This window comes from Streptomyces sp. NPDC048462, from assembly GCF_043200175.1.
Taxonomy (GTDB): domain Bacteria; phylum Actinomycetota; class Actinomycetes; order Streptomycetales; family Streptomycetaceae; genus Streptomyces.
Map to the genome: position 1 here is coordinate 248,829 of NZ_JBICXG010000003.1, position 18,540 is coordinate 267,368.

Sequence of the window (18,540 nt, forward strand, 5' to 3'; positions counted from 1 at the left end):
ACGGTGAGAGCATGTCCGCCGACCGAGTGAGCGACTCCGGTGAGGAGCGCCTGGCCCTCGCCTTCTCCCAGCACGTCGTGCGCCTGCAGACCCTCTTCGAACAGACCATTGCTCCCGCACTGGCAGCGCAGGGCCTCACGCCCGCAGAACTGGACGTGCTCGCGGCGCTGCGGTCGGTCGGCGCCCCGCACCAGCTGCGGCCGAAGGAGCTGGCAGCGCGTCTGCTGCTGACCACCGGCGGGCTGAGCAATGTCCTGCGCCGGCTCGAAGTCCGCGGGCTCGTGTCCCGCATCCCCGACCCCTCGGACGGGCGAAGCCACAACGTCCGGCTGACACCCGCGGGAGTCGACACCGCCCAACTCGCCACCGCGGCCGCGACGACTGCGCTCCACCGCGTACTGACCGCGGTGCCGGTCGAGACGCTGGCGGACACGCTGAGCCAACTGCGAGCAATCCTGGCGACAGTCGCCGACACCCAAGTCGGCACCCCCGCCTTGCGGTACCTCCCGGAGCCCGGCGGGCTTGACGACCCGACCGCCAGGTAGCGCCCGTCCGTATTGCGGACCACATGTGCATGGCGGTCATCGTGGAGGCAATGAGCCTTTCCGACCTGGCCGCATCGCTGGATGGTGACGAGCGAGGGGCTGTACGGAGGGGCGCAGCTCCTGGTGGACGGGTTCCAGACCGCACCCGTGTCCGCCAGGAGCCTCGCGTCCTTGTCTGCTCGTCCTCGACCGATCTGGCCATCCGCACTCTGAGATGCCTGAGCAGGCGACTCGCTGCCCGGCGGCGGGAGATCAGGACTCGGCGGCGCCGTCCACCAGTCGGCTGCCTTGCTCGGTCGATACGATCAGGGCATGCCCGACGGACTGGATTCCGGACGTGCGCGGTCGCGTCCTCCCCGTCCCGATGCGCGTCCGGAGCACCCTTCCTCAGGCGCCGGCAGCCGAAGCGGCGACGATCCAGTTCCTGAACTCGACGGCGTAGTGCCGAAGGTGGTGCTCCAGGACCTCGTCCGGGCACGTGACGGGGAAGTACACCGTCAGGTTCGCCGTGAAGCCTTCGGCGGTGTCGCCGAACTGGATCAGTGCCCGCCCGACGACCGTGCCGTCGGCCAGGAAGAGGTTCGAGGACATCTTGCGCGGGAACTCGGACTCCGGGAGGAGTTCCGCCGCGTCCGTGGCCCAGGCCAGGGCTTCCGTTCCCCAGCCACCCATGTAGAAGTCGGCGACGTGGGGACCGATGTTCTCCACCACGCGCGCCCCGATGGAGTCGGTGCCCATCACGTAGTGCTCGGGGTGCGCCGCGAGGAGGGGGCCCTCGTCGCCCGCGAACGCCTTGTCCATCCAGTCCAGGAACGCCCCCGCGGTGAGGCCCTGCGTCGTGAGCACCGTCGTGCCGCCCTTGAAGCTTCCGTCCGACGTGCGAGCGCTCTCGCGCAGGAAGGCGTTGCCTTCCTCGATGTCCTCGGCCAGGAGGTCGAGCAGCCCCTGGCGTCCCAGCCGCGCCCTGAAGCGGTCGAGGGCGCGGCGTGCGTAGAACAGCTCGAAGTCGTCGATGCTGCCATCGGTGGGCCCTGACGCAAGCGTCACGGTCACGGGCGGCGTCTGGTTGTCGGTCATTCTCGAGCCTCCGTAGAATGCGAATGTGAATTCAGGTTCGCATTAGGTTCGCGCAGGAGCGAGCGACTTGTCAAGAGAACGTGCTGAGGCTGCCGCCGATACCATGCGTGACATGACCGAAGAGCCAGATCGCCCACCGCTCTACCGAGAGCCCCAGCAGGCCAGGAGCGCGGCGACCTTGGCTCGCGTACTGCAGGCGTCTGAGGAGATCGCCTCCTCGGCCGGCCTGGAGGAATTGACGATCTCCGGTGTCGCGGAACGCGCCGGTGTCTCGGTCGGCACGATCTATCGCCGCTTCGACGACAAGGAGCAGCTGGTCACCGCCCTGGCCGAGCGGATGCTGGAACGCCGTGAGGCGTACGTCGCCGAGCGGCTGCGGGCGGCCGAGGCGTCGCTCTCCGGCGTCATGGACACCTATGCGCACGCGCTGCTGCAGTCCTTCGCCGAAGGCAACAAGCTCTTTCCCGAGCTGCTGCGCGCCCGGGGGGCCAAGGCGCTGGACCGCGGGGCCCATGCCATCGCCGAAATCCACCGCCTCCTGATCGAAGCCGCAACCCCCTACGTCGACCGGATCCGGCGCTCGGACCCGCAGGCGGCCCTGGACGCCGCAGCCCGAGCCCTCCTCGGTGCCTGCTTCCACAACTCGGTGCGCCCCGACCCCATCGTCGGCGAGGTCGCCCTGCGCCGGTACGCGGACGAACTCGGCGACATGGCGATGGCCTACCTCGTCACGCCCGACCGTGACCGCACTGCCCGCTCCTGAGAGCCACTGACCGAGCCGGTGCGCGCTTCGGATGTCGACGGGTAGCGGCGGGCTCGGGTGGCGGTCATGCCGTGAGTGCTCGTTCCTTCCGCACAAGAACTAACAGGAGGCGCGGGTCGGTGCGTGCTCTCGCACTGGTTCGGCATGTTTGACCCTGGGTCCGGCGTGCCGGAGTGGGCCGTCTGTCCCGTTCTGCCGTGAGAACCAACGGGCATGGCTGAAGGGGGTGCTGAAGCCCCGTCGTCGCGTCGACGGGGCGTTTGGTGCTGACTTTTCGGCCTGATCGCGCGGGTTGTGAACGTGGCCGACGAGTTGAGGCCGCGGCCATTCGATGATCGCAAACCAGGCAGATGGTGCAGGTCTTCGCCGAGGTGGCGCGCGACTCGTGCGCTGCCTACCCCGGTTGACCTGGGGAGTTGATCAAATCACCTGCTGGGGTGAGGACTTGGCGCCCGATGCGCATCGAGGCGAGTCGAGAGGAGTCGCTCCAGCGGTGCGCGACTGGTCGTGTCGCGTTCCAAAGTTGTTTGTGGCCGCGAACGTAGACGCATCTGCGAGACGGGCGTAGAACTACGCCTGCGATCGATTGCGTTGCAAATTGGTTGCTTCTGTTGGAAACAGTCGGAGTGGCGCGGGTGCGATCCGCTCCGGCTGAACTCCCGGACCACCGTTCCTCGGCTCAAATCATCACGCCATGGAGGCATCATGTCGACTGTCGACCCGGACAGAGGCGCCGTCACTCCCACCCACACGCGCAGGACTCTGCTCAGGGGCGTGGGTGCCGCTGGACTGACCGTGGCCGCGGGTGGACTGCTCGCGGCCTGTGGAGACGACTCGGAGGCCGAAGGCACGGATAAGTCGTCGGGTCCCGTGGCGGGAAGCACGGTCACCTTCGGGTCGAACTACTCCGACCCGGCGACCAAGGCGGCGTTCGCCGCGCTGACGACCTCCGCGACGGCGTCGACGAAGGTGAAGGTCAAGATCAACACCGTTGACCACAACTCCTTCCAGCAGAACATCACCAGCTACCTGCAGGGCACTCCGGACGACCTCTTCACCTGGTTCGCCGGCTACCGCATGCAGTACTTCGCGGCCCAGGGCCTGGCCGCGCCGATCGATGACGTATGGGAGAAGATCGGCGGCAACTTCGGTCCTGTCGCCAAGCAGCTCTCCACCGGTCTCGACGGTCATCAGTACCTGGTGCCGCTCTACAACTACCCGTGGGTCGTCTTCTACAGCAAGAGCCTGTTCAAGAAGAACGGCTACACGGTGCCGACCACGTGGGACGCGTACCTGGAGCTGTGCAAGAAGATGAAGTCCGACGGGCTCATCCCGATCGCGTTCGGCGAGAAGGACGGCTGGCCGGCCCTGGGCACGTTCGACATCCTCAACATGCGGATCAACGGCTACGACTACCACGTCAAGCTGATGAAGCACGAGATCGCGTGGACCGACCAGGGCGTGAACACGGTCTTCCAGCACTGGGCGGAAATGATGCCCTACGTGCAGAGCGGCGCGAACGGCCGGACGTGGCAGGACGCGGCCAAGACGCTGGAGTCCAAGAAGGCCGGGATGATGTTCCAGGGCACCAACCAGGTGGCCGCGCAGTTCGTCAGCGACAAGGCGGACCTGGACGACCTGGACTTCTTCCCCTTCCCCGCGATCAACGCGAAGTGGGGACAGGACTACATGGACGCACCCGCCGACGGCTTCATGCTGAGCAACAAGGCCAAGAACCCTGCCGCGGCGAAGGCCGTCCTGGAGTACATCGGCACGGGTGAGGCGGAGGCCGAGTACCTCAAGACCGACCAGTGGGACGTCGGTCTGGCCAAGGGCCTGAAGATGCCGACGTACAACGCCATCCAGAAGAAGTCGGTGGCCGAGATCGCCAAGTGCAAGGCCGTTGGCCAGTTCATGGACCGGGACGCCGACCCCGCCATGGCCACCGCGATGATCTCCCTCATCCAGAAGTTCATCAGCGACCCCAGCACCAGCGGCATCGCGTCTCTGCAGAAGAGCGCCGAGTCCCAGGCGAAGGCGATCTACACCGGATGAGCACCACTACCCGCACCCACCGGTTGCCGGCGCCGCCCGGTCGCACGGCCGACCGGCGCAAGCCGCGGCGTTCCCGCCGCCTACGGCACCTGAACACCCAGGACCGCGTCGTCGTCGCCCTTCTGCTCGGCATCCCACTGCTGCTCAGCCTGGCCTTCGTGTGGTTCCCGGCAATCGGCACCGTACTGCTGTCGTTCACCAGGTGGAACGGCGTGGGCGACCTGCACACGAAGGCATGCGACCCCGCCCTGCCCTCGATCCTCAACAACGGGTGTGTCAACGGCGTCCAGAACTACCACCAGGCCGCCACCAACTACCCGGAGTTCTGGCCCGCGGTCCAGCACAACTTCATCTGGCTCGCCGTCTTCGTCGTGATCGCCACCCCGCTGGGGATGGTGTTCGCAGTCGTCATCGACCGCGGCATCAGCGGCAGCCGGATGTACCAGAGCATCCTCTTCCTGCCGGTCATGCTCTCGCTGGCGCTCGTCGGCATCATCTGGGAGTTCATGTACTCCCAGAACTACGGCGTGATCAACACCGTCATCGGCCGAGCCGGGGACAACAACGCCATCGACTGGCTCGGCGACCCGGACCTGAACCTGTGGGCCGTTCTCCTGGAAGCCACCTGGCGGCAGGCGGGGTACGTGATGGTGCTGTACCTGGCGGGTCTGAAGGCCGTCGACCCGACCCTTCGGGAGGCCGCCCGGATGGACGGTGCCAGTGCCTGGCAGACGTTCTGGCGGGTCGTCTTCCCCGTGATGAGACCGATCAACGTCGTCATCATGGTGATCACCGTCATCGAGTCGCTCCGCGCCTTCGACCTGGTCTACATCACCAACAAGGGCATCAACGGCCTGGAACTGCTGTCGGTCCTGGTGACCGCCAACATCGTCGGTGAGACCCAGCGTGTCGGCTTCGGCTCCGCCCTCGGGGTCGTACTGCTCCTGATCTCGCTGGTGCCGATCTGCCTCTTCCTCCGTCAGACGTTCCGCAGGGAGGAAACACAGTGAGTAGTCCGACGACGCTGCCGGGGGTCGCGACACCGCCGGGCACTGTTCGCCCGGCGCGACCACGCGGCCAGGTCCTCTCCCAGATCTTTCTGGTCAGTGCCTCCGTGCTGTGGCTGCTGCCGATCTTCTTCGCGCTGTACATCGCGGTCCGTCCGTACGCCGACACCCGCAAGCACGGATACGTGTCGTTGCCGCACAGCCTGACGCTGAGCAACTTCGGCGACGCGTGGTCCCAGGCGAACATGGGCCGGTTCTTCTGGAACTCGATCGTGATCACGGTGCCGGCGGTCATCATCGTGCTCGCGCTGGCTTCCGGTGCTGCGTTCGTCCTCACCCGGGTGAACGTCAAGGTGAACGTGGCCCTGCTCATCCTGTTCACCGCCGGAAACCTGCTGCCCCAGCAGGTGATCATCACGCCGCTGTTCCGGATGTACCTGAAGATCCCGCTGCCCTCGTTCCTGAGCGACAGCGGCCTGATGTACAACTCCGCCTTCGGCCTCATCGCGATCAACGTGGCCTTCCAGCTGGGATTCTGCGTCTTCGTGCTCAGCAACTACATGAAGTCGATCCCGGGGGAGATGTACGAGGCCGCGCTGGTCGACGGAACGAGCCTGTGGACCCGCTTCTGGCGGCTCACGATCCCGTTGTGCCGTCCGGCCCTGGCCGCGCTGGCCACTCTGCTGACGACCTGGATCTACAACGACTTCTTCTGGGCCATCACGCTGATGTCATCGGGAGACAAGCGCCCCGTCACCTCGGCGCTGGCCAACCTCCAGGGGCAGTTCGTGAGCAACCAGAACCTCATCGCGGCCGGCGCCCTGATCGCCGCGGTCCCGACCCTGGTGGTCTACGTCCTTCTGCAGAAGCAGTTCATCTCGGGACTCTCCCTCGGAGCCAACAAGGGCTGAGGGGAGTCCGGGGGGGGGGGGGGGGGGGGGGGGGGGGGGCCCGGGGGGGGGGGGGGGGCCGCCCCGGAGGGATGTGGACGGGCGCGACGACGCCGACTGGGCGCGGGCTGAAGATCCTGCCCGAACGATGTACGGGCAGCGTCCCCGAAAGGAGGCAAGCAGCAGCCTGGAAAAACACTGATCACCCCATTTCGCGCTGTCGTGGACAAGGCATGAACAAGGTTCGGCGCCGGGGACCACGGCGAGAAGGAGAGCTCCTTCCGCGGTCCTGCACGCCGTCGCCGGCCACACGCTCACAGGAACGAGGATGAGGACACATGAAATCTCGATGGATGGTGGTGGCGCTCGCCCTCACTGTCGGCACCGGACTGGCGGCGCCGCAGGCGTTGGGATCGCCGGCTGCGGTGCCGGTGGCGGACGCGGCACCGATGCTGGACAACGGTCTGGCCGTCGACGCGCCGCTGATGGGCTGGAGCGGCTGGGGGTTCCTGCAGCGGGACCCCACGGCGGGGAAGTTCAAGGCGCAGATCGACGCCCTCGTATCCAGTGGGCTGAAGGACCTCGGCTACAACTACGCCAACATGGACGACTTCTGGTATAAGTGCCCGGGCAGCCAGGGCCCTGATGTGGACTCCAATGGTCGCTGGGTGACCGACGGATCACTGTTCCCGGGCAGTGATTCCAAGGACGGCATGGAGGTCCTCGCGGACTACGTGCACGGCAAGGGGCTGAAGTTCGGCCTGTACGTGACGCCCGGCATCTCCGCGCAGGCGGTGGCGAAGAAGACGAAGATCAAGGGCACGTCGTACACCGCGGACCAGATCGCCACATCGGGCAGTGCGAGCAACTTCAACTGCAAGGGCATGCGGAACATCGACTTCAGCAAGCCCGGGGCGCAGGAGTTCATCGACTCCTGGGCGGACCAGTTCGCCGACTGGGGCGTGGACTATCTGAAGCTGGACGGGGTCGGGCCGTCGAAGACGGCCGACGTCAGGGCCTGGTCCAAGGCGTTGGAACAGACCGGCCGTCCGATCGCGCTCAGCCTGTCCGCCAGCCTGTCCGCCTCCTCCACCTGGTCGGAGCTGTCGAACGCCTGGCGCATCGACGGTGACATCGGCGCCAGCCCGAAGGGCTACAGCTTCCCGCTCACCAGTTGGGAGAAGGTCTCCGAGAGGTTCGACGACGCGGCCGAGTACCAGCCGTACGCGGGGAAGGGGGGATGGAACGACCTGGACTCGTTCGGTGTCGGCAACGGCGAGAACGACGGCATCACCCCGCCGCAGCGCCAGACGAACATGGCACTGTGGGCGCTGGCCAGCTCCCAGTACATGCTGGGCGCCGACCTGACGCATCTCGACCCGGGTGACAAGGCGCTGCTGGCCAACAAGCGGCTCATCGCGATCGACCAGGACGGCATTCCCGCTGCCCGGGTCATCAAGGACGGCAACGAGCAGGTCTTCGCCAAGCGTGAGAAGAACGGCACCTGGTACATCGGTGTGTTCAACACGGACACCTCGTCCAGCCACACCTTCAGCCTCCCGCTGGCCCGGCTCGGACTCAACGGGTCGGCGAAGATCACCGACATGATCAACAACGACAAGCCGCTGGGTACCGTCAGCACCTACACCACCAGCGTGGCCCCCGGCGGCGTCGCCCTCATCTCGGCGGTGCCCACCTCCGGGACAGGTGGCACCGGCGCGCTGGTCAGCGCCCAGTCCGGCAAGTGCATCGACACTGACGGCAACGTCTACCTGCCCGGCACCAAGGAGCAGATCTGGGACTGCAACGGCGGCCTCAACCAGCTGATCTCACCGACCTCCACCGGTGAACTGCGCACCATGGGCGCCACGGAATGCCTGGACGTCTTCGAGAACGGGACGAGCCCCGGCACGAAGGTCTCGCAGTGGAACTGCCACGGCGGGACGTCCTAGAAATGGACCGTGAAGAGCGACGGCACCATCGTCGCCCAGAAGTCCGGCCTGTGCCTGGACGTGAAGGGCGCCAAGACCGCGAACGGCACCGAGTTGCAGCTGTGGACCTGCAACGGCAGCGCGAACCAGAAGTGGTCCTGGTCCTATTGACCGAGATCCAGGTGGCGCGGCCGCTGTGGAGCGGTCGGGGCGCCTTCGGACGTGGCGGCCCGGCCCCCAGCCCGCGACCGCTGTGCGCGCGACTCGATCGGCCAGTCGTCCGAGTGGGGTGCCTGCGAGGGCCGCGAGGGCCGCGATGAGGGCGAACTCCGATGCGAGCAGACCGACCCGGGTGTCGTCGAAGCCGAACTCGTTCTTGATCAGCTCCAGCACGACGGAAGGCAGGGCCCGGTCGTAGAAGTTGAGCAGATTGCCGGCGAACAGCAGGCCGAGAACGTAGCCCGCCGGCGAACGGGATGCGGACGGACGGGCCGGGGACTTCGTGAGGAGACGTGCCACAGGAGAGATCCCTTCGACGTTGAAGAGCACCCGACATGGCATGCGGAACAAGGTCGCCGGGAGATGCGCCATAGTGTGGCCGCGCCGTACCGTTCGGACTACGGAGCACCGATAACATCCTCGCGGGAGCTTTGGTCCGGGTAACAATGTTGATGGGTAGGTGTCGACATGGAGTACGAGACCCCAACAGCTTGGCCCGTACGTCGGAGCATGCCGGACCTCGCCACCCTTGACGCCTCGACCCACAGCACGGTGATCGCTGCCGTGGCACGCCTGCGCACCCTGAGCGATGTCTTCGCGGACCGCCTCGTCACGCTGATCCGTCGGCACGTTCCGGGCTACGAGGTGCTCCCGGACGAGGAGATCCGTTCCTCCGCCCGCCGGTTCATGGACATCCTTGTCTCGGAGCTCTCCTCCCTGCGCGTTCCCGACGCGGCCCTGCGCGAAATGCTTCGTGGCTACGCGGTCGAGCGTGCAGCCCAGGGTGTACCGCTCGATGTGCTCACCATCGGCTATCAGCTTGGCTCCCGGGAGATGCTCGCGCTGTTGGACGAGGTCGCGGCCGAAGTGGGTCTGCCCCCTGACCTCTTGCTCGCGGTGCACGACAGCACCTGGGAGTTCTCCAACGAGGCGTCCGCGATCTTCGCCCGAGTCCAGCACGATCTCGCTCTGGAACGCGCACACTTCGACGCCGAACGCCGCTCGGCCTTCGCGAACGGTGTGCTCGGCGGGACGTCCCCTGCCGAGCGGATCAATCGCGACGCCCACCTCTTCGGGCTCGCCCCACAGGCGCATCATGTCGCCCTCGCCGTGCAGGCCACGTCGCCCGGCGAAGCCGACGCGGTCCGCCGAGCCATCGCGTCCGCCCTGAGCGTTCCGGCCGACCGGCTCCTGCTCGCCCAGGTCGGGCCGGTACTCGGCTTTATCGCACCGAGAGCGCCCGAATCCATGGCCGGTCACCTGGTGGCTGCCGGTCCGCCGCTCCCGCTGGAGGAACTCAACACCGGCTTCGACGAGGCAGTGCTGGCCCTGTCGACCGCACAGCGGTTCGCCATGTCGGGCCTCGTGCGTCTGTCCGATCTCGGGCCGCGACCGCTCGTACTGTCCGACCCGCACACAGCCGAGGGGCTCTGCGTGCGCCACCTGACGGCACTCGACGTCGCCGGGCGTTCCAGCAGCGAGATCGAGCAGACGGTGCGCGAGTACCTCGAATGCGACCAGGACGTGCGGGAGGTCGCCGCCCGGCTCGCCGTACATCCGAACACCGTCCGGTACCGGGTGAACCGGTTCCAGGAGCTCACCGGGCTGAACCTGCGTCGCACCGAAGACCTGGTGACGTCGTGGTGGCTGCTGAACCGTAGACGGTCCTGAGGCCGGATCCAGCCTGTTCAGCCAGGAGGGCGGTGCAGTTGAACCTGCCCTCAGCGCCTGCGTGATCTACGCGGGAGCCGGTGCGGAGAACGGGGATCGGCCAGGCACTCGGCCTCGGCCCGACCCATGAGCGTCAGACGGGGGCCGCTGAGTCCGGCCGCGTCGGCCGGCTCAGGGCAGAGCCCACTGCCGTCAGGGCGTGACGGTGAGCCGGCCTGGGAACCCGTCGGCCGGTCCTACCGCAGCCGTATTCGCCCGCTGTGGGGTGCACTTCACTCAGCGAAGGCGCGTTGCACAGTGTGCAGTTGTGTTTCTTTTGAGGGAAAGATGAAAGACAAGGAAACAGTTGCCAACATGTGCGGAGTCGATGGCGAGCCGCAGGTTGAAGGGTGCTTCGCGCCTTGTCGTTCATTCACATGAACGACGGAAGGTGACTCGATCTGATCGTGCCCGGTGCCATTTGTCTCGAACGGCAGGGTTGACCGCTGAGTTGGCCGGGCCTACCGTCACCCCCTGTCGCCGTTCATGTTGCGGATGAGTGTTCAGATATGCGAATCGCCGGGTTGAGTCGAGATGCCTCCGTGTTGAGTGCGAGGCAGCCGCCACCCATGAGTCCCCCACCCTCCACGGAGGTACGTCATGAATGAACTTCCAAGCCGTCGGCTGGTATTGGGCACCATGGCAGGAGGAGTCCTTGCCACGTTTGCCTCCGGCGGCACGGCCGCCGCCGGGTCGGCCGCCTTGCAGACCTACACCCCGCCCGCTCGGCGAGTCCGGCTCGGCCTCAACTCCGGCTGGCTCTTCCGCAAGGGCGACGTCGCCGGAGCGGAACGGGCCGACTTCGACGACAGCGCTTGGGGCTCACTGAGCGTCCCGCACACCTGGAACGCCGAGGACGGAGCCGACGGCGGCAGCTACTACCGAGGAACCGGCTGGTACCGCAAGCGCGTCACGGTGCCGTCGAACCTTTCGGGAATGATGCTCTTCCTCCAGTTCGCAGGGGTCAATCAGGTCGCGGACGTCTGGATCGACGGTGTTCACCTCGGGCAGCACCGAGGCGGCTATTCCCGATTCCGGTTCGGTGTCACGGAAGCCTTCACGCCGGGGAAGGCCGGTGTGCTGGCAGTCAAAGTGACGAACGCACACAACCCTGACGTCGCACCGCTCGGCGCGGACTACACCTTCCAGGGCGGCATCTACCGCAACGTCAGTCTGCACGCAGTCGACAAGCTCGCGGTGCGGATGCTCGACTACGCCGGCCCCGGCATCTATGTGCGCCAGCGCAGTGTCACGGCCGCCTCGGCGACCGTCGACGTGAAGACGACCCTCTTCAACAACAACACCACCAGCCGCTCCGTGGTGGTGCGCGCCGTCGTCACCCACGCCAACGGCACCGTCGTGGCCGATCGAAGCACAACGGCGCAGCCTCTCAAGGCCAACAGCGGCATGGACATCGTGCAGACGCTCACGATCGCCAACCCGCGCCGCTGGAACGGACTCGCCGACCCCTACCTCTACAACGCCCACGTCGAGATCCGGGACGCAGTCGCCGATACCGTCACGGACGTGGTCACGGAGCCGCTCGGCCTGCGCAGTTTCAGCCTCGACGCCATTAACGGCTTCAAGCTCAACGGCAAGAACGTGAACCTGCACGGGGTCAACCTGCACCAGGACCGCGCGGACGACGGCTGGGCCGTCAGCGATGCCGACCACGAGCAGGACTTCGCCCTCATCGAGGAGATCGGTGCCACCGCGGTGCGGATGGCGCACTACCAGCACGACCAGAAGGGCTACAACCTCGCGGACGCCGCGGGCGTGGTGGTGTGGGCGGAGATTCCCCTGGTGGACGCCATCACGGACTCGGCCGCGTTCACGTCGAGCACGCGGACCCAGCTGCGTGAGCTGATCCGGCAGAACTACAACCACCCGTCGATCGTCTTCTGGGGGATCGGCAACGAGCAGCGGACCGACAACACCGCCACCAACAAGCTCCTGGCCCAACTGGCCGCGCTCGTCGAGAGCGAGGACCCGGAGCGCCTCAGCACCTACGCCAACAACCTCGGCAACGATGCCGGAGTGGCGGGCCACGCCGAGACGACGGCGTACAACAAGTACTACGGCTGGTACGGAGGTTCGTACAACGACCTGGGAAGCTGGGCCGACAAGCTGCACGCAGCGTCGCCCAACCGCACTTTCGCCGTCTCCGAGTTCGGCGCCGGGGCGAACCCCGGGCAGCACGCGCTCAATCCGTCAGCGCCCAGCGCGGGAGGCTCGTTCCATCCGGAGGAGTACCAGGCGCTGCTGCACGAGGCGTCCTGGAAGCAGCTCGCCGCGCGGCCTTTCGTCTGGGGCTCATTCGTCTGGAACATGTTCGACTTCGCCTCGGACGGGCGCAACGAGGGCGGCCGGCCCGGAATCAACGACAAGGGTCTGGTCACCCGCGACCGGCTGCTCCGTAAGGACGCCTTCTACTGGTACAAGGCCAACTGGTCCGCCGCACCGACCCTGTACATCACCAGTCGCCGCTGGACGTCGCGCACCGACCCCGCCACCGACCTGAAGGTCTACTCGAATGCGTCGGAGGTCACCGCCGCACTCAACGGCACGTCGCTGGGCAAGCGGAGCAGCTCGGACCGCATTTTCAAGTGGACCGGCCTGGAGTTGCGTCCGGGAGTCAACACCGTCACCGTCACGGCCTCCATCGATGGTGTGGCACACACCGACAAGGTCACCTGGACCCTTGAATCCGGTGTGACACATGACGGCTGACCGGATCATCACCGTCACGCATACCCTCGGTGAGCGCATAGTGGTCGCCTCCGGTGACGTGGAACTGCTCACCTACGTGTACGCGCCGGACCCGCACCCCGCGGAGGTCCGCAAGCCCTACATCCACCCGCTGCGGACCCTGGCAGGCAGCCTGGTCTCCGGCTACCGACCCAGCGGCCACCGCTGGCACAAAGGCCTGCAGATGACCGCCGGCCTCGTCGCCGAGCAGAACTTCTCGGGCGCGCACCCCTGCCGGGAGCCCGAAAGCGGCCGGGCGGAGGAGCGGGTCGGGTCCATGCGGCACGACGGCTTCTCGCACTTCGAAGTAGCGGAGGACCGGCTGCGGTTCGTGGAGCGGCTGACCTGGGTGGAGAACGGCGGCCAGGAATGGGCTGCCGAGCGTCGCACCATCGAGCTGCACTCGGTGGACCGGAAGGAGGGCGTCTGGGCTCTGGACTGGTCCCTGCACCTCATCAACATGCGCGACGAGCCGTTGCGTTTCGGATCAGCCACCACCGCCGGCGGCGAGCCTGCCGGCTGCACCGGACTCAACTGGCGCGGCCCGCGCGACTTCGCCGGAGGCGACGTGTTCGGCCCCGGCGTCCTGGGGGGCGAGGGGCAGACCGGCGCCGCACAGTTGACGGGCGTGCCGGCCTCGGAGGCGCCATGGGTCGTCTTCACCGCCGAACACGACGAGACCGACGCGCAGTCCACACTGCTCTTCCATCACGCCCCGGAGAACGAGGACGCGGTCCACTCCTCGCACTGGCACGTGAGCTCCGAGCCCATTCCCTCGGTGGCGCTGTCCTGGGCCTTCCTCGATGCGTTCCGGCTTCCACCCGGGGAGAGCTTCGGCTACCGCTACCGCGTTGTCGTCGCCGACGGGGCCTGGGACCGCGACCGCGCCGAGGCCTACCTCGACAGCCACCAGTGGTGAGCGTCGTGGGCCGGTTCAGTGCAGCGGCACCACGCAGGCGGCTCTGTGAGCTTCTCCATTGGCCTGCACTACAAGCCTAGTTGGAGTTCTGTTCATTCTTGTGCGAACCGTTGACGCTCAATTCAACAGGTCTACACACTGTGCCCCACTGCCCCCACGGACGGAGTTCGCCATGTATAGGAGCAAGTTCAGAAGTCCGCGCCTCTTGGCCATGTACGTACTGGCGGCCGCTCTGGCCGCCGTTGTCCTCCCCGCGGCCCCGGCCCCCGCAGCGCCTGCCCCCGCGGCCACCACGTGGACGGTCGCGGGACCGTCCGTCAACGCGCCGGTCTCCGCCCAGGTGAGCCTCGAAAGCAATGAGGGAGGGTTGCGATTCGGGGTGTCCCGTCAGGGAACTGCCGTACTGAACCCCGCCCCGATCGGCATCGAGACCACCTCCGCCGACCTGACGAAGGGGCTGGCGTTCACCGGGCGCAAGGACCGGACGGTCACCGAGTCCTACACGATGACGACCGGGAAGAAGCACTCGCGGCAGACCGCCTACACCGAGACGACCCTGTCCTTCACCGGCTCCGGCGGCGCGCGGCTGGACGTCCTGGTGCGCGTATCGAGCACCGGCGCCGCGTACCGGTACGTCCTGCCCGGCTCCGGGAGTGTGACAGTCGAGCGGGAGGCGTCTTCCTGGGACGTACCGGCGTCGGCGAACGCCTGGCTGGTCCCGGCCAGCCGAGAGGATCAGGGACAGTGGATCCGTACGACCGCGGGCGGCGCTCCGGCCAACGACTACGCCGTACCCGCTCTGTTCCGGGTCGGTTCGACGTACGCGCTGCTGGCCGAGACGGACCTCGACGGCCGCTACGCCGGCAGCCGTCTGACACACCAGGCAGGGTCCGGTAACTACGGCACCTCGATCACGAACGCTCCCGTCACCGCGACGCTGCCGCTGGCCACGCCGTGGCGCACCGCCGCCGTCGGGGACCTGGCGGCCGTCACCGAATCGACGATCGTCGACGACCTCGCCCAGCCGTCCAAGGTGAGCGACACCTCCTGGATCAAGCCGGGCGCGTCCGCCTGGTCCTGGCTGACCGAGCACTCGAGCCCGTCGGATCCCGCCCGCCAGCGCAAATACATCGACTTCGCCCAGCACCACGGCTGGGACTACGTCCTGGTCGACGAGGGCTGGCAGTCCAGCTGGATGCCGGACCTCGTGAAGTACGCCGACGCCCGGGGCGTCAAAGTGATCGCCTGGTTCAACTCCTCCGGCCTCCAGACGGCCGAGCAGCGTGACAAGTGGCTACCCCTCGTCAAGAGTTGGGGCGTGGCAGGAGTGAAGATCGACTTCAGCTACGAGTACACCCAGCCCACCCTCAAGTGGTACGACACCGTGCTCGCCCAGACCGCTCAGCTCAAGCTGCTGGTCAACTTCCACGGCGCCGCCACCGCGCGCGGCATGCAGCGAACCTGGCCGCACGTCATGACGGGTGAGGCGGTCTACGGCGCGGAACAGCAGAACAACCGGGCTGCCCGCAACACGGTGCTCCCGTTCACCCGCAACGTGATCTCCAGCATGGACTTCACTCCCGTCGTCTTCAGCATGAGCAACCGGGACACCACCGACGCCCATGAGCTGGCGACAGCAGTGGTGTTCGAGTCGGGCTGGCAGCACTACGCGGACAACCCCGAGAGCTACCAGTCACGGCCCGAGGCGCTGCGCATCCTCGATCAGCTCCCGACGGCCTGGGACGAGACGCGGCTCCTCGCCGGCACACCCGGTGAGGACGCCTACATGGCTCGCCGGGCGGGCGGCAGGTGGTACGTCGGCGGCATCTCGTCCGTGGCCGCGAAGACGTTCCAGACACCGCTCGGCTTCCTCGGCGACGGCCGGTGGCTCCTGGAGACCGTACGCGACGGCACCGGCCCGCTCGTACGGGAAACCAAGGTGGTCTCCCGCACGGACACCCTGTCCGTGGCGATGCAGCGCAACGGCGGCTTCGCCTCCGTCCTGTGTCCCTACACGGAGGGGATGACGACCTGCGGTTCCTCCGACACCGACGGCGTACTCAAGGGCCAGGAGTCCGGACTGTGCGTCGGCGTGCCGAACGGTACGCAGACCAACGGGACCGACGTCCGGCTCGCGGACTGCAACGGCGACAGCAACCAGCTCTGGACGCAGAACCCGGCCAGGCAGCTCCGCGTGTTTCCCGGGAAGTGCCTGGACGTCGACGGCGCGGCGACCACGGACGGGACGGCGGTCCAGATCTGGGACTGCAACAACACCGGCGCCCAGCAGTGGACCGTGAAGGACGACGGCTCCGTGGTCAACCCGGCCTCGGGCAAGTGCCTGGAGGCCCGTGACCACGGCACCGCGACCGGTACGGCACTCGTGATCCGCGGCTGCGACGGCGGAGCCCAGCAGAAGTGGGCACGCGGCGCCGCGACAGGAGCGGTGAAGGGCCAGGAGTCCGGGCGCTGCCTGGACGTACCCAACAACGAGACGGGCAACGGAACCCGGCCGGCGCTGTGGGACTGCAACGGCGGCCCCAACCAGACCTGGACCTCCACGGCTTCCAACCAGCTCAGGGTCTATCCCACGGAGTGCCTGGACGTCCGCGACGGGGCGAGCGCCGACGGAAGCGCCGCCGTCATCACGGACTGCACCAACGCGACGAGTCAGAAGTGGCGTGTCATGGCGGGCGGCTCGATCGTCAATGTGGCGTCCGGCAAGTGCCTGGACGCATACGACCGCGGCACGACGAACGGCACTCAGGTGATCATCTGGCCGTGCAGCGGAGCGGCAAATCAGAGGTGGGCCACCGCCCCGACCTCGTCATCCCCCAGCTGACCGGGGCGCCCCGGCCGAGGGGTGCCCGGTTTGCGACGAGGGTACGCACATCCCGCACGTGCCCACGTAGTTGCTCACCCTTGCGGGACCATCCTCAGGAGCCGTACATGTCCTACGAACGGCAAGGTTTCAGAAGACGATTCGCGGCCTCGGCCGCCTCCCTCGCGCTCACCGCCGGCGGTCTGGCAGGCGCAGCCGCAGTGACCTCCGGAGTCGCCGTCGGAGTGCAGGCCGCCGTCGTCGCGGCCGCGCCGCAGGCCGCTGCGGTGGAGAACGGCCTTGCCCGGACCCCGCAGATGGGGTTCAACAACTGGAACACCACAGGCTGCGGATCGCAGTTCAACGAGGCGATGGTCAAGGGCATCGCCGACATCTTCGTCTCCAAGGGCCTCAAGGCCGCCGGATACACCTACGTCAACCTCGACGACTGCTGGGCGCTGCCCTCGCGGAACGCCGCCGGCAACCTGGTCGCCGACCCGGAGCGCTTCCCGAACGGCATCAAGGCCGTAGCTGACTACGTCCACGCCAAGGGGCTGAAGTTCGGCCTCTACTCCAGCGCGGGCACCAAGACCTGTGCGGACAACGGCTTCCCCGGCGGTCTCGGACACGAGAAGCAGGACGCCGATCAGTGGGCCTCCTGGGGCGTGGACTACCTGAAGTACGACAACTGCAACAACACCGGCGCCGACGCCAAGACCCGGTACAAGACCATGGGCGACGCGCTGAAGGCCACCGGCCGTCCGATCCTCTACAGCATCTGCGAGTGGGGCTCCAACTCACCCTGGAACTGGGCGCCGGACATCGGCAACTCCTGGCGCACCACCGGAGACATCAACGACACCTGGTCCAAGATGATCGAGATAGCCCACAAGAACCAGCCACGGGCGCAGTACGCCAAGCCCGGCGCCTGGAACGACCCGGACATGCTGGAGGTCGGCAACGGCGGCATGACCGACACCGAATACCGCACCCACTTCAGCCTCTGGTCACAGATGGCCGCGCCGCTGCTCATCGGCAGCGACATCCGCACAGCGAGCCCGGCGACGTTCACCATCCTGGAGAACACCGACGTCATCGCCGTCGACCAGGACCCGCTGGGCCAGCAGGGCACCGTCGTCTCCTCCTCCGGCGGATCCGTCGTGATGTCCAAGCAACTCGCCAACGGCGACCGGTCGGTCACGCTCACCAACGAGAACGGCTCTGCCGCCACCGTCAGCACCACGGCTGCCGCGGCCGGGCTGCCGGCAGCGTCCTCGTACAGACTCGCCAACCTGTGGACCAAGGCGGTGTCGTCCACGAGCGGCACGATCAGCGCGTCGGTGCCCGCGCACGGTACGGTCATGTATCGGGTCTCGGCCGGCACCGGCAGCAGCACCGGCACGACCCACCCCCTGATCAGCGCCGCGTCCAAGCGCTGCCTGGACGCGGAAGGTGCTGAGACGGCGCCGGGTACCAAGATCGAGATCTGGGACTGCAACGGGCGGCCCAACCAGGCCGTGACGCTCACCGCTGCCGGTGAGCTGCGGCTCTACAACGGCTCGCAGTGCCTTGACGCCTACGAGAAGGGGACCACCCGGGGCACGCCGGTGCAGCTGTGGACGTGCAACGGCGGAGCCAACCAGCAGTGGAAACTCAACGCCGACGGAACCATCACCGGCACCCAGTCGGGCCTGTGCCTCGACGTCACGGGCGGCGACAAGCCCGCAGGAAACGTCAACGGCGCCGCGCTGGAACTGTGGTCCTGCAACGGCGGGGCGAACCAGCAGTGGAGCCTGGGCTGATTCCTTCCGCCCCGGACTGAAACAGCCCCGGCCCGTGCGCGTGGTACGCGCAC

At 67.3% G+C, this 18,540-nt stretch carries 11 protein-coding genes and 2 pseudogenes; 12 read left to right on the forward strand and 1 reads right to left on the reverse strand.

Going from position 1 to position 18,540, the window contains the following annotated elements; all coding sequences use genetic code 11:
• Positions 1–11 precede the first annotated feature (11 nt).
• The gene (locus ACGFU6_RS07205) at positions 12–545 is read left to right on the forward strand and encodes a MarR family winged helix-turn-helix transcriptional regulator (protein WP_393608674.1); all 534 of its coding nucleotides are present in this window, start codon (positions 12–14) and stop codon (positions 543–545) included.
• A 387-nt stretch (positions 546–932) separates the two neighbouring features.
• Here the strand turns inward: ACGFU6_RS07205 and ACGFU6_RS07210 are convergent, their stop codons facing one another.
• Entirely contained in the window at positions 933–1,622 is a 690-nt protein-coding gene (locus tag ACGFU6_RS07210; RefSeq protein ID WP_393608676.1) for a hypothetical protein, read from the reverse strand.
• A 112-nt stretch (positions 1,623–1,734) separates the two neighbouring features.
• Here ACGFU6_RS07210 and ACGFU6_RS07215 point away from each other — a divergent pair, with 112 nt between their 5' ends.
• The 11 genes and pseudogenes from ACGFU6_RS07215 (at position 1,735) to ACGFU6_RS07265 (ending at position 18,487) form a co-directional block, all read left to right on the forward strand.
• Positions 1,735–2,385: a TetR/AcrR family transcriptional regulator gene (locus tag ACGFU6_RS07215; protein WP_393608678.1), complete on the forward strand. Its 651-nt coding sequence runs from the start codon at positions 1,735–1,737 to the stop codon at positions 2,383–2,385.
• A gap of 795 nt (positions 2,386–3,180) precedes the next feature.
• On the forward strand, positions 3,181–4,440 hold the full coding sequence (locus ACGFU6_RS07220) for an ABC transporter substrate-binding protein (protein WP_393609060.1): 1,260 nt from the start codon (positions 3,181–3,183) through the stop codon (positions 4,438–4,440).
• The gene (locus ACGFU6_RS07225; RefSeq protein ID WP_393608679.1) at positions 4,437–5,450 is read left to right on the forward strand and encodes a carbohydrate ABC transporter permease; all 1,014 of its coding nucleotides are present in this window, start codon (positions 4,437–4,439) and stop codon (positions 5,448–5,450) included. Before ACGFU6_RS07220 ends, ACGFU6_RS07225 begins: the two co-directional genes overlap by 4 nt.
• A complete protein-coding gene (locus ACGFU6_RS07230) occupies positions 5,447–6,358 on the forward strand; it encodes a carbohydrate ABC transporter permease (RefSeq protein WP_393608680.1) in 912 nt (303 codons plus the stop codon). Before ACGFU6_RS07225 ends, ACGFU6_RS07230 begins: the two co-directional genes overlap by 4 nt.
• 464 nt (positions 6,359–6,822) lie before the next feature.
• Positions 6,823–8,007 (forward strand): annotated as a pseudogene (locus ACGFU6_RS07235) (glycoside hydrolase family 27 protein); the annotation flags it as partial.
• 18 nt (positions 8,008–8,025) lie between these two features.
• Positions 8,026–8,439, forward strand: a pseudogene (locus ACGFU6_RS07240) (RICIN domain-containing protein).
• A gap of 516 nt (positions 8,440–8,955) precedes the next feature.
• On the forward strand, positions 8,956–10,158 hold the full coding sequence (locus ACGFU6_RS07245) for a PucR family transcriptional regulator (RefSeq protein ID WP_393608681.1): 1,203 nt from the start codon (positions 8,956–8,958) through the stop codon (positions 10,156–10,158).
• A gap of 639 nt (positions 10,159–10,797) precedes the next feature.
• Positions 10,798–12,927: a glycoside hydrolase family 2 TIM barrel-domain containing protein gene (locus ACGFU6_RS07250; protein ID WP_393608682.1), complete on the forward strand. Its 2,130-nt coding sequence runs from the start codon at positions 10,798–10,800 to the stop codon at positions 12,925–12,927.
• Positions 12,917–13,864, forward strand: a complete 948-nt coding sequence (locus ACGFU6_RS07255) for a PmoA family protein (protein WP_393608683.1) — start codon at positions 12,917–12,919, stop codon at positions 13,862–13,864. Before ACGFU6_RS07250 ends, ACGFU6_RS07255 begins: the two co-directional genes overlap by 11 nt.
• A 211-nt stretch (positions 13,865–14,075) precedes the next feature.
• The gene (locus tag ACGFU6_RS07260; protein WP_393609062.1) at positions 14,076–16,706 is read left to right on the forward strand and encodes a glycoside hydrolase family 97 catalytic domain-containing protein; all 2,631 of its coding nucleotides are present in this window, start codon (positions 14,076–14,078) and stop codon (positions 16,704–16,706) included.
• 107 nt (positions 16,707–16,813) lie between these two features.
• Complete coding sequence (locus tag ACGFU6_RS07265; protein ID WP_393608684.1) at positions 16,814–18,487, forward strand: glycoside hydrolase family 27 protein; 1,674 nt, start codon at positions 16,814–16,816, stop codon at positions 18,485–18,487.
• Positions 18,488–18,540: the final 53 nt, after the last annotated feature.